The sequence below is a fragment of the Lentisphaera marina genome (assembly GCF_028745505.1).
Lineage (GTDB): Bacteria > Verrucomicrobiota > Lentisphaeria > Lentisphaerales > Lentisphaeraceae > Lentisphaera > Lentisphaera marina.
Window position 1 is genome coordinate 1,404,855 of sequence record NZ_JAQZZL010000002.1, and the last position, 12,896, is coordinate 1,417,750.

8 protein-coding genes are annotated in these 12,896 nt (G+C 41.2%); 4 read left to right on the forward strand and 4 right to left on the reverse strand.

Features of this window, described 5'->3' with window-relative positions; translation table 11 throughout:
• Nucleotides 1-13: 13 nt before the first annotated feature.
• From PQO01_RS16615 to PQO01_RS16630, 4 genes are all read right to left on the reverse strand, one after another.
• On the reverse strand, nt 14-1,513 hold the full coding sequence (locus PQO01_RS16615) for a sulfatase family protein (RefSeq protein ID WP_274315230.1): 1,500 nt from the start codon (nt 1,511-1,513) through the stop codon (nt 14-16).
• A gap of 166 nt (nt 1,514-1,679) precedes the next feature.
• Nucleotides 1,680-3,047 carry a sulfatase family protein gene (locus PQO01_RS16620; protein ID WP_274315232.1) on the reverse strand — a complete coding sequence of 456 codons (1,368 nt, stop codon included), beginning with the start codon at nt 3,045-3,047 and terminating at the stop codon, nt 1,680-1,682.
• Nucleotides 3,048-3,065: 18 nt separating this feature from the next.
• A complete protein-coding gene (locus PQO01_RS16625) occupies nt 3,066-4,715 on the reverse strand; it encodes a sulfatase family protein (protein WP_274315234.1) in 1,650 nt (549 codons plus the stop codon).
• Nucleotides 4,716-4,723: 8 nt separating this feature from the next.
• Nucleotides 4,724-6,214 (reverse strand): sulfatase family protein, encoded by a 1,491-nt coding sequence (locus tag PQO01_RS16630; RefSeq protein ID WP_274315236.1) that lies wholly within the window; start codon nt 6,212-6,214, stop codon nt 4,724-4,726.
• Nucleotides 6,215-6,592: 378 nt separating this feature from the next.
• Here PQO01_RS16630 and PQO01_RS16635 point away from each other — a divergent pair, with 378 nt between their 5' ends.
• The 4 genes from PQO01_RS16635 to PQO01_RS16650 all read left to right on the forward strand — a co-directional run bounded on the left by PQO01_RS16635 (nt 6,593) and on the right by PQO01_RS16650 (nt 12,864).
• Complete coding sequence (locus tag PQO01_RS16635; protein WP_274315238.1) at nt 6,593-8,065, forward strand: sulfatase; 1,473 nt, start codon at nt 6,593-6,595, stop codon at nt 8,063-8,065.
• Nucleotides 8,066-8,123: 58 nt separating this feature from the next.
• Nucleotides 8,124-9,755, forward strand: a complete 1,632-nt coding sequence (locus PQO01_RS16640) for a sulfatase family protein (protein WP_274315240.1) — start codon at nt 8,124-8,126, stop codon at nt 9,753-9,755.
• A gap of 267 nt (nt 9,756-10,022) precedes the next feature.
• Nucleotides 10,023-10,997: a hypothetical protein gene (locus tag PQO01_RS16645; protein ID WP_274315241.1), complete on the forward strand. Its 975-nt coding sequence runs from the start codon at nt 10,023-10,025 to the stop codon at nt 10,995-10,997.
• A 28-nt stretch (nt 10,998-11,025) separates the two neighbouring features.
• Nucleotides 11,026-12,864, forward strand: coding sequence for a hypothetical protein (locus tag PQO01_RS16650; RefSeq protein WP_274315242.1), 1,839 nt, complete (start codon nt 11,026-11,028; stop codon nt 12,862-12,864).
• The last annotated feature ends 32 nt before the right edge of the window (nt 12,865-12,896 follow it).

A 12,896-nucleotide genomic window follows, 5' to 3' on the forward strand; every position in this document is an offset into this window, starting at 1 on the left:
GAACTAGGCCTTTTTACTTTTCAGCTTTCTTCTTTTCACATTTTTTCTTTTTGTCCTCTTTGTCTGATTTGTCAGCTTTCCCCGTCTCCTGCTCTTTCTTCTTACTAGCCTTTTTCTTCTTGGGATCTTGACCAGCTTCTTTCTGCTTTGCTTTTTTGGCCTTTTTAGCCACTTTGGGATCTATAGTTGAAAACTCGTCATTGAGCTCCTTCATATCAGCTTTGAGCTCCTCATGCATCTGCTTGAGGATTTCTGCATATTCCGGATTTCTCGCTAAGTTATTCATTTCCCAGGGATCATTTAAAACATCGTAAAGCTCGAATTCAGGACTTAACAGAACGCGATTAGCTTTCATCTGTGCATCAGAATCGGTCTTAGCTTTATCCAACCATTCTCTCCAGGCCTGAGCAAAGATAGCGTTGCGCGAGGGGTTCATGATTGTGTCTACGTAGTAAGGATTATCCTGCTTAGGGCTCCAGATAAGCTTATATTCTTTTCCACGGATCGCTCTTTGAGTAAAACCTCCAGCTTGATGAACCAAAAAAGCGTGGTCGCGATGCTCTGAGGTTTCGCCTTTTAATACTGAATAAAAACTTTTACCATCAATCTTAGGAGCATCTCCACCTGCAATATCGATCAACGTTGCTGATACATCACAGTACATAGCTACCGCGTCTGTAACAGCAGGTTTTAATTGACCCGGCCAACGCACTAGACAGAGACCTTTGGTTCCATAGTCATAAATTGACCATTTCCCATTTGGCAAAGATGTGCCCTGCTCACTCAAAAAAATAAATACTGTGTTATCGGCAAGGTTCATTTCATCAATAATCTTCATTGTAGCCGCAAGCTGATTATCTAAATCTTTGACCTCAGCAATATGCCTTGCCAAAGATTCACGAGTCGCAGGAGTATCTACCATATGAGGAGGTATAACGACCTTGTCCAAGTAAGATTTATAATCCCCTATGGTCCAGGGATGGTGAGCATGTACAGAAGCCACAACCATACAAAAGGGTTTATTTTCTGATTTAGAAGTTTCTAGAAACTCTTTTATTCCGCTCATCTCCCATGTGGGTTCTTCGTGGTTTGCATCCTTCGCAAAACCTGGGATACTTATAAAATCAGTCACTCTTTTGAAATGACTCTTACCTGCTAAACCAACTCTATAACCTAAGTTACTCAGGTAATTAGCAATGTTATCAAATTCCCCAGTCGGCTTGTTGCCATTTGTATAAACACCACTGGTGGGTGGCAGTAAGCCTGTGTAAAGTTCATGACGTATCGGACCACACTGTGCCACAGCACCATGAAAATTGCTAAATCGAACACTTTCCTTCGCTAATTTATCTATCGTTGGCGTATCCGTATAGATCCCTGCATTATTGCAACCAAAGCTCGACCAAGCTACATCATCAGCCAATACAATGACGAAATTAGGCTTTTCTTCTGCAACAAGTGAAGATAAAAAAAGTGTTGCAAACACTGCTCCACTTAAAAGTTTTTTTAACATAATTTTCTTCTCCGTATCTCATGCCCTAATGAAAACTTCTCGACCTTCACTTATTTACCGGGCGTGGTCCTTAGTTAATGATTTAGATATCAGACTACTTAGTCTTTTTATCCTTCTTATTTTTTTTCGACTTTTTACTCTTTTTTGATTCAGTTTCACCAGCTTGCTATTTCTTCGCTTTTTTTGCTGCTTTGGGATCTACTGTAGAAAATTCATCATTCATTTTATCCATATCTGCTTTAAGCTGTGCATGCATTTGCTTAACAGTTTCGGCATACTCTGGATTAGTCGCAAGATTCTTTAATTCCCAGGGGTCATTTTTGATATTATAAAGTTCAAATTCAGGGTGCTTCACGACACGATCGACTTGTAGCTGAGCTGTAGAATCAGTCTTAGCGACTGACAACCATTCCTGCCATGTCTTCGCAAAAAACTTAGACTTAGCGCGCTGAGGGTCCATCATCACTTCCAAGTAGTAATCAATATCCTGCTTTGGGTTCCAAATAAGCTTATATTCTTTTGTGCGGATAGCTCTTTGGGTATACCCTCCTGCTTGATGAACCAGATAAGCATGATCACGGTGATCAGAAGTCTCGCCTTTCAACACTGAGTAAAAGCTTTTGCCGTCTACTGCGGGGGCCTCTCCACCTGCCATATCCACCATAGTTGGCACAATATCACAATACATAGCCACAGCATCTGTAACTGCCGCTTGCAGTTTTCCTGGCCAGCGAACAAGACATAGGGCTTTTGTTCCATAATCGTAAATTGACCACTTGCCATTTGGCATAGCTGTACCCTGCTCACTCAAAAAGATCAGTACAGTATTATCGGTCAAATCCATATCATCGATAAGTTTCATTGTCGCACCAACTTGCTCGTCAAGAACTTCAACTTCAGCTGCATGAATGGCCAAGGCCTCGCGAGTTAAAGGTGTATCCGCCATGTGAGGTGGAATCACAATTTTATCTAATGGAAAATTAGATTTATCACCAACTGTCCATGGGTGGTGAGCATTAACTGAACCAATTACGACACAAAAAGGTTTACTTTCAGTCTGAGATTTTTCTATGTAATCTTTTACCCCATCAAGTTCCCAAGTTGGTTTTTTATCATTGGCACCTTCGGTGAAACCGGGGATTTTCTTAAAAGTTGTACTGTTGCTAAAGTGCTCTTTACCTGTGATGGCAATATTATACCCAAGATCCTCCATGAAACTAACGACACTTTTTAAACCTGACTTCGGCTTGCTGCCATTGGAGTAAACACCACTCGTAGGAGGAAGCGTTCCAGTGTAAAGTTCGTGACGCAAAGGTCCACACTGAGCTACCGAAGCATGGAAATTAGTAAAACGTACCGCCTGAGTTGCCAGCTTATCGATATTTGGCGTTCGAGTATAAAAACCCGCCTCAGTACAGCCAAAACTAGACCAGCTCACATCATCAGCTATAACAATGACGAAATTCGGTTTTTCCTGTGCTGCAACTGATGTTACTAAAAGGCTAAAAAGAGCGGCAAATAATTGTTTAAACATAAGTGGCTTCTCCAAAAATTATTTTTTCTTTTTATTCTTTTTCTTTGCAGAGGCTTCTTTATTCTTAGAGTCACTTGGCTTTTTCTTACCCACATAGCCACCTGCTAAGATATGCGCCTTGAGTGAAGCGATTTGCTCATCGATTTGTCCAGGTGCTACCGCTCCGGGGCCTGCAATAAATTCACCGTAAGGACGATTAAATGGCTCAAGGTGCTTAGTCAGTTCAGCCTTCATCTCTTTCATTTTCTGAGCGTACTCAGGATTCTTTGCCAAGTTGTTTTTCTCCTTAAGATCCACCGCAACTTTGTAAAGCTGGTCATATTCCACGTATTCCGCATTGAACTTCATTCCACGTGTCCCTACGCCAATATGACCATCTGTGTAAGTCATCTTTGCCGCCAGGTTATCTTTACTTTGAGCTTTAATTATTTCGATTCGCTCCTGATTGTAACGGTTGGCGATGTACTTGTAATCACCTTTCAATACTGCACGTGCACTACCAAGTTGAAAAAAGAGGCTATCATGAACTTTAGCTTCAGGGTTCTCAAACACCGGGCGCATTGAAACATCATCAAGATGATAAGCTTCTGATGGAGTAACACCTGCATAATCAAAGAAGGTCGGCACAAAATCGATATTTTGAACGAGGGAATCTGAAACTGATCCAGCTTTGATACCATTAGGGTAGCGAACAACCATCGGAACATTGCTGCCATCCAAACTAAACATCGAGGCCTTTTTAATGGATCCGTGATCCGGAATAAAGATAAAAATAGTGTTGTCTGCAATGCCGAGCTCATCGAGCTTATTCAAAATTGCACCAATACCGTCGTCCATCCAAGTTAGACCTAAAGCATGGTCATAACCGGCTTCTTTAACACGCTTGGCGATGGTATCTCTAGAAGGCATCTCAGCGTCTAACTTACGAGTCACACGACCTTCTCCAGTAATTTCAGGGTGATCGAAACTCGCTTCCCATGATTGATCAGGGCCGTGAAGTAATGTAGTTGTTACATGAAGATAAAAGGGTTTTTCTTTGTTTTCTTCAAGGAAATCAAGAGCAGCTTCTACAGTCCACTCTAGGTTATGCTCACTGTAACCTTTAACCATGTTTCCTTCGTACATATGCTTTGCCCAGGACCAACCGAGTTTTTCCGTCACGTGTTTGCGAGTAGCCTCTTCCAAAGCCTTCATCACTTCATCAGACTCTTCTAATGTGGGATCAAGACCTTTGGCTTCGCCAAGCTTAGTTTTGAAATCCACACCACCAATATGATACTTACCCGTCCAACCTGTCACATAACCATTGTCAGCAAGAACTTTACCAATGTTCATACCATCCACTTCGAGGCCAACATTAAACTCTGGTGAACCCTGCCCTTTCTCTGGATAATCTGCTAAGTAAGATGGATATTTTGAGTGCCCCGGATGACGACCAGTTACGAAAGTATAACGCGATGGAACACAAACTGTGGAACTCACATAAGCTTGATTAAAAAGCATCCCTTCTTTAGCCAGTCGATCGAGATTGGGAGTTAAAACTTCTGCGCCATATAAACTGACCTGAGATTTGTCGGTATCATCCGCCAGAAAAACCACAAAGTTAGGCTTATCAGCACACAGTGCAGAACTTATAAAAGCAAAAAATGTTAATAAATAATACTTCATCATCTTCCCTATTTCTTATTCTTCTTTTTAGAAGATTTATCTTTCTTGCTAGTAGTTTTTTCTTTTTTATCCTTGGAGGATTTTTCTTTTTTGTTCTTAATCTCTACGTAAGCCGCCTGCCCCTCATCAAAGGGAGCCTCCATTGAGTTTTCATCGATATCTTTCTGAAATACTTCCATCGCCTTTTGAAGTTCCTGTAAAACTTCCGGATATTTATCCGCGACATTTTTTGTTTCGCCAATATCAGCGTGCATATCGTAAAGACCGGAAGTTTTAGTAGAATATTTGAAGCGATGATTGCGAACTCCAGTTATTTTTGGCGTATTTCCGGCATAATAAATGTATTTATTCGGCGACTTCACACCTGGCTCACACATCATAATAGGAAAGATATTTTTGCCATCAATTTTTTGTGGAGTTTTAGGCTCTATGCCTGTAAGTGCTGCATAAGTAGGAAAGATATCCATAAGCGAAGCAATCTCATTAGTTTTCTTCCCTTCCGGTAAAGTTCCCGGCCAACTAACTACAAAAGGAACGCGAACGCCGCCTTCTTCTGAACTCCCCTTCCAGCCTTTGAGAGGCAAGTTTGAACCCTTTTCGGCATGATCTTTATTGGGTTTTGAATCCGCTCCATTATCAGAAGTGAAAGCAATGATAGTATTTTTCTCAATGCCACTTTCTTTAAGTGCCTTAATCACTTCACCAACGGACCAGTCTATTTCCTCGATCATATCGCCATAAAGTCCATGGGCACTTTTTCCGCGAAATGCCGCGTCTACTGTATAAGGATGGTGAGGCGTACCATGAGCAAAGTAAAGGAAAAATGGTTTATCTTTATTTTCTTTAATGTATCTCACCGCATCGTGAGTATATCTCTTAGTCAGCTGAGTAATATCAGTGGGCCATTCAATAACTTTGTCATTGCGCATAAGAATTGTTGAATTCCCGTGGACGCCTTTACCCTTGTCGGCCCAATAATCTTCAATAGTGAAATCTCCACTAGGCTTAAAACCATCAATGACGGGTAATTTGTGTGTCTTTGCGTCGCCATGGTTAGTGCCAGGAACACCGAAATAATAATCAAAACCCTGATCTCTTGGAAGATAGCCCGCAGTGTGACCCAAATGCCATTTACCAATAAGAGCACTAGTGTAGCCTTTCTTTTTGAGCATCTCAGGAATGGTCACCACTTCTTTAATCAAACCTGTTGTTGAGTTTGGGTAAACAATAGAGCCCACGCCTACTCGAAAATTAAAGGCACCAGTCATAAGTGAAGCTCGAGCTGGTGAACATTTATGCCTCGCATAAAAGTCGGTAAAACGCACTCCCTTTTCAGCCATTTTATCTATATTTGGAGTTTTTATAGTCGGGTGACCATAACAGCCTAAATCCCCATAGCCCTGATCATCTGTCATAATAAAGATGAAATTGGGCTGTTCGACCTTAGCCGCAAGGCTAAGGATTAAAGAGAATGAAATGATAAGAGTTCGAAAAATCATGGCTATTCCTAAATTAGCTTTTTAAAATCTATAAAGTCAATAAGCCATACTCAATAAATATTACGCTACTCAACGCTTAATTTTTAGATAAAACCCAAATTCCTTCCTATCTTGTATACATAAAGGCACAACTGTTTTTGGGATGACACTTTAGCTCACGTCCACCGTGAGGCTAATACATTTCACTTCTTTGGCGTTTGTAATTTTACACAAACTCTAGGGCGGAACCATTTAACATAACACCGCCTATTTTGCTCATAATATCATTTAAATACTAATCTGTTTATAAATAAAAGATTCATTTTTCTCCTTCAGCAGCATAATATAAAGAACTCAATCCTTATTAACTAGTAAGATATATTTAGCAACAGGAATGTTATGAGATTCATTTTAATCACTTTATTATGCCTATGCGGCCTCCAAGCTGTAGAAAAACCCAATGTCATTTTCTTTGCTGTCGATGACATGAATGACTGGATTGGACCAATGGGATCCAAAATGGCCAAGACTCCTAATTTGGATCGCTTAGCTAATATGGGAGTCACTTTCACCAACGCGCATACAGCGGGTGTTTACTGCGCACCATCGCGCACAGCCATTTTCACTGGCCGCAACGCCACAACATCAGGCTGTTATACGGATCAAGTTTACTTTCACAACCACCCCGAATACATGCCTTTACAAGTGGCTTTCAAAAATGGCGGCTACGATACTTATGGAGTAGGCAAACTTTTCCATCATCCCGTAGGTTCCATTGATCCGAGAGGCTGGACGGAATATTACCTCAGAACTGAAGATCAGAAAAAAAATGGCTGGCCCGTAGAGACCTGGGGGTACGAAGCTCCCCTCCCCGCAAAAGTTCCTGCCAGTAAGTTCAATCAGGCCGACAAAAAATGGAAAGGCAGACCTTTCATGGAAGTTGGTGCTATCCCCAATGAAAAAGAAGAAGAAATCGTCGATACCCTTAGAACAAATTGGGCCTGCAAAATCATCAAGAAAAAACACGACAAACCCTTTTTCATGGCCTTAGGTTTATACGCTCCCCACTATCCCAACTATGCACCTCAAAGATTTTTTGACATGTATCCGCTCGAGAGTATTAAGCATGGCCCCTGGAAAGAAGATGACCTAGATGACATTCCTGAACCTGAACAAAAGAAAAAACGTGCTCGTAAAGCAGGCATCCACGACAAACTCATTAAACTAGGTATCGTTGAAGAAACCATTCAAGGTTACCTCGCGGCAATTTCCTATGCCGACTCAAATCTTGGTCGAGTACTCAACGCTCTAGAAAACAGCCCAAACAAAGACAATACAATTATCGTCTTCTGGTCAGATCATGGCTATGCCCAAGGTGAAAAAGGCAACTGGGGCAAACACACCATGTGGCAGCGCACAACCAATGTCCCATTTATCTGGGCTGGCCCCGGAATTACCAAAGGCCAAAAAACTGCTTACACCTCCAGCTTGATCGATATGTACCCCACGCTCACGGATCTCTGCTCTATCACTCCAGACAAAGACCTTGATGGTGAATCACTGAAAAGTATTTTAGCGAACCCCGCAAAAAGCCCTGAAAGAACGATCTTCATTCCGTACACGGAGCCAAAAAGCTACACAGTTGTAAACGAAAAATGGCGCTATATCAAATACAAAGAAGGCGGAGAAGAACTCTATGACCTTAGCAAAGATTTTCATGAGTGGAACAATCTTGCAGACAATCCCGAATACAAAGCTATCAAAGAAGAGATGATTACTCATGGCCCAAAAGAATTTGCCCTCATTGGAACATCTAAAAAGAAGCTCAAACTCGTCTTTAAAGGTGACTCTTATGAATGGGTCAAAAAGTAAATCCACTTTCGTTCAAATCTAAAAACATATAACTCATCAATTAAACCAGGAGACTATTTTGTATAAGACCCTATTACTCGCATTGCTCTTTCCTCTTGCGATCTTCGCAAAGAGTGAGCGCCCCAACATCATTTTTTTCATTGTCGATGACTACGACAAACATGACTGTAGTCTTTACACAGGTCCCAAAGGGCTAACTCCGAGTATGGAACTTCTGGCAAAAAACGGCATCACTTTTGATAATATGCACATGACCTCCACTGTCTGCACGCCTTCGCGCTACACTTGCTTGACTGGTCGTTATCCCGGCAACTCTTACTCCTCACAATACTTGGAAGCATGCCCAAAAGGCACACAGGGCCTCCCTGCTTTCAACATGGCACTGGAGCCCGATAATATGAATGTTGCGCAAATACTGTCGGACAATGGTTATGTCACTGGTCTAGTTGGCAAGTATCACGTTGGAGCTGGTCACTCCATCGGGCCTGAAAAAAACACTCCTTACAGTGAAAAAGTTAACCAGCAACAATACAAAGGTGAAAAACATGGACGCGAGCTCATAAAAGAAAGAGGTTTTGACTGGGCAAAAAACGTTTATATGGGCAACCTAAAATCTCCTTTCAATGCTCATAACCCTGAATGGACTACTGCAGCCGCTTTAGAATTTGTAACAGAAAATAAAGATAAACCTTTTTTCCTCTACTACGGTACAACACTCTCTCACGGCACTCCTAAAGGCTGGGATAAATCCCTTGACGAGCCGCTCATCACTGGTGAAGGCAGAATAAAAAAACCTATTGGCAATATGAACCGTGACACCGTACGTAGCCGTGTCGCAGCAATAGGTTTAGATCCTGCCGAAAAAGGTGGGATTCTTTGGATGGATGATGCTCTTGGCATCCTTATGGATCGTCTAGAGAAGCTCGGCATCGCTGATAACACACTCATCTGTTTTGTTGCCGACCATGGTAGCAAAGGCAAGGCATCGCTTCACAGAGCAGGTACTGAAGTTCCATGCATCATCAGCTGGCCTGCAGGCATAAAAAAGAACGTCCGCTGTGAAGAACTTGTTCAAAGCACTGACTTCGTTGCTACTTGGTTCGATATTACCGGTGCGAAAGTCCCCGAAAAATACCTCCTAGATGGCATTAGTTTTAAGAGTCTATTCCAAAACCCCACTCAAAAATTTCGTGACTATATTTACTGTGAAAATGGCCCAGCACGCGCTATCAAAACTAAAGACTGGAACTACGTCACGATTCGCTACACTAAGGAAGACCTAGATGCCATGAAAAAATCCGACAAATATGCCAAAAGACTTCTTGGACTTTCAGGTGGTATTGGACGCTCTTTCATGAAACCTGAAGCCGTGGAATATGACCAACTCTACAATGTAAGCAATGATCCAAAAGAGATGAAAAACCTTGCTTTAAACCCTGAGTACTCCCCTAAAGCCAAAGAAATGCAGGCTGTACTTACCAAACAACTAAAAACTTTCCCTGACCGCCCCTACGGTGAACTCATCCCCGGCTCCAACACTCTGGGTAAAGGTGAATTCGATATCATTCTCGATGGCATTAGAGACTTACGACCAAGTGATGGATCAAAGCCCACTAAAAATAAAAAGAAGAGCAAAAAGAAGAAAGATAACAAAGAAGATAATAAAAAGAAAGACAAAAAGAAAAAATAAATTTTGACACAACAAGCCCATTCTATGTAGTAATTCCTGGGTCTTGTAAAACGTCTATCACTTCCTAAAAGGCAAAAAGCTCCGGTTAATTGACCCGAGCTTTTTTTTGTATATTAACAAGCCACATAAACATGGCAAAAAACCAATAATACAAAATCACATAAACTTGTATTTAGATTACTGATTTTTTATAGTTTATATAATTTTTTACTTTGGCGGCGCAAGATATTAAATTGTTCGCGAAGACTAAAATGATCAGTATTTAGAATGAGTGATGTAAAAAAGGAATTTATGGATTCAGTCAAAGGCAGTTTTTTCTCAAGTGTTGCAAAACCCTTAAACTCTCTTTATAACAGTACCGATAAAAATGTTACAAGTCGAGAAAAACTCAATTTTTCAGTAGAAGGTCGCGGCATCAGTATCTTACGTTTAGGGACTTTGCTCTGTTTTTTAGCATGGGCTTGGGTTCACTTTTACTGGGAAGGACCTTATACTGTCCTCATATGGAATGAAACTACTTATGCTTGGGCTGAATCCCTTGGTTATAATTGGGATGAAATCGTAGGCACAGGTGCCAATGACGGGCTTTTTCAAACTCTTTTATCGCAATTGTATTGGGGCTACCTGATATGTGCAATAATGGCTTTAAGTGCTAGGAAAGAAAAACCTCTACAGCTAATAGTATTGTGTTTAGGCACCTTAATGATGAGTGTTTTGATGTATGCAAAATACTTAAAAGCTAATAGTCAACTTCCCATGTTTGTCGAACACGGTGGACAAATGTTAATGTCTGCCCTTTTGGCTTCTGCACTCTATTTTGGTATAAAGCATAAAGTAACTTTAACTGTTGCGATCATCGCATTTATCACAACCTTTGCCGGGCACGGTTGCTACGCGATGGGCTTATGGCCGACACCCTCACAATTTTATGGTATGACAACAATCATTTTGGGTTTTGAATATGAAACGACAACTACATTTTTACGCATAGCTGGCATTTTAGATTTTATCGTCTGCGTTGGGATTTTGATTCCAAAGACACGTTGGTACTGTGCTATTTATGCGACTGCTTGGGGCTTACTAACGGCTTTAGCTCGCCCCGTCTCCGGGATGTCAATGGAGCTGAATTATTTTGGAGCGGATCAATTTCTCCATGAAGCGCTTACTCGAGCTCCTCATTACCTGATTCCATTATTTTTAGTTTTACTGTTTAAAAAACAAAAAAACGCAGATCAATCATAATTTAAAAAAACAAAGTGAAGAGACAAAAATGATAAAACACAAATTCGTGCAAACGGCCATTCTAACATTTGGTTTGTTATTATGTTCAAATAATACATTAGCGAACAAGAAGAACGGAAGATATAAGCCGGTGGTTCCAAAAGTAGCAAAAAAAGATGTAATTTGCTTTGCTCTTTACACTGTTCACAGCAATACCTTAAAACTTACTGCACAGCTTTACCCACTCAGTGAATACTCAAATCGCAATGCCAGTTTAGAAATCAAAAAAGATGGTAAGTGGACCGAGGTCGCAAAGACACAAGTGATTGAAAAAGGATGGACAGCTCCATTTCGAGTAGAAAACTGGGATGATAGTCAAACTGTAGCTTACCGAGTTCGTTATGATAATGATGCTATTTATGAAGGGACAATTCGTAAAAACCCAAAAGACAAAAATGAAATTATTGTTGCAGGATTTACGGGAAACAGTAGTCACCCAATGTTTGGTGGAGATATCTCAAGACAGGATTTAGTTGAGAATGTAAAAAAAGTCGATGCAGACGTCCTCTTTTTCTCAGGTGATCAAGTCTACGATCATTACAAGCACTATGCAGAATGGTTAAAATTTGGTCGTGATTTCGGCGAGATCATAAAAGACAGACCAACTTTATGTTTACCAGATGACCACGATGCAGGCCAACCCAATCTCTGGGGTGAAAGTGGTAAAGTTTCTACTCTCGGCGGAGCTGCTGATGGAGGTTATAAACAGCCTGGTATCTATGTTCAGGAGGTCGAACGTGCGCAAACCAGCCACTTTCCAGATCCCGTTGATCCAGGCAATATCGGCCAGGGAATTGGAGTATGGTTCACGAACCTCAATTGGGGTAATATTGATTTCGCTATAATCGAAGACAGAAAATTCAAAACTGGTCCTGCCGGTCGTGTTCCAAAGCAAGGCCCACGTCCCGACCACATTCGCAACCCTGAGTACGATCCAGCGAGTGTGGATGTTAAAGGAGCAGTATTATTAGGTGAACGACAACTCAATTTCTTAGATAAATGGACTCAAAACTGGAAAGATGCCAATATGAAAGTTGTCCTCTCCGCGACTATTTTTTGCGGTGGTGCACATATTCATGGTTCTGCCAAAGGACGTCTACATGCCGATATGGATTCAAACGGCTGGCCCCAAACTGGCCGTAACCGAGCACTTGAAACTTTAAGAAAAGGCTTTGCTTTTCACTATGCTGGAGACCAACACTTAGCAACGATCTTCCATCATGGTGTTGAAGAGTTCCGTGATTCCATTTACTCATTCTGCGTTCCCTCAATTGCCAATCTTTACTTACGCTGGTGGGAACCACTCGAGCCTGGTGCAAATCGCAAACCAGGAGCTCCAAGCTACACGGGCGATCATTTAGATGGTTTTGCCAATAAGGTCACAAATTTTGCAGCAGCTAATCCAGAAAAAATGCCTTCTGGCAACAAATTAAGTACTCGCGCTGCCGGTTTTGGCATCGTTCGTTTTAATACAAAGAGTCGTGATATTACCATGGAATGCTGGCCAAGAAACGTAGATATAAGCAGTCCTACAGCAAAGCAGTACACAGGCTGGCCAAAAACTATTTCTCAATTCGATAACTACAGCCCCCTATCATGGGAAGTTTCGGGTAATTTAACTTTCGATGTAAACAACCCAGTCATTCAGCTTATTGATAACGAGTCAAATGAAATTTTATACACTCTCAGAATTAAGGGTAAAAACTATGCTCTTAAACTTCCAAAGGGAAAGAACTTTACTCTAAAAGCTGGAGTTGATACTCCTAGTAAAGTAATTTCTAAATCTGTAACTGTTGGCGGTTCAGACCAAACAATTAGTTTAAAGTAAATGGTAACCCTACCTTCAGTATTATAAACAAT

Excerpts from the sequence above, each read along its gene's own strand:
- PQO01_RS16620 (WP_274315232.1), bottom strand. The coding sequence starts at position 3,047 with ATGTTTAAACAATTATTTGCCGCTCTTTTTAGCCTTTTAGTAACATCA.
- PQO01_RS16635 (WP_274315238.1), top strand. The coding sequence starts at position 6,593 with ATGAGATTCATTTTAATCACTTTATTATGCCTATGCGGCCTCCAAGCT.
- PQO01_RS16615 (WP_274315230.1), bottom strand. The coding sequence starts at position 1,513 with ATGTTAAAAAAACTTTTAAGTGGAGCAGTGTTTGCAACACTTTTTTTA.
- PQO01_RS16645 (WP_274315241.1), top strand. The coding sequence starts at position 10,023 with ATGAGTGATGTAAAAAAGGAATTTATGGATTCAGTCAAAGGCAGTTTT.
- PQO01_RS16650 (WP_274315242.1), top strand. The coding sequence starts at position 11,026 with ATGATAAAACACAAATTCGTGCAAACGGCCATTCTAACATTTGGTTTG.
- PQO01_RS16630 (WP_274315236.1), bottom strand. The coding sequence starts at position 6,214 with ATGATTTTTCGAACTCTTATCATTTCATTCTCTTTAATCCTTAGCCTT.
- PQO01_RS16625 (WP_274315234.1), bottom strand. The coding sequence starts at position 4,715 with ATGAAGTATTATTTATTAACATTTTTTGCTTTTATAAGTTCTGCACTG.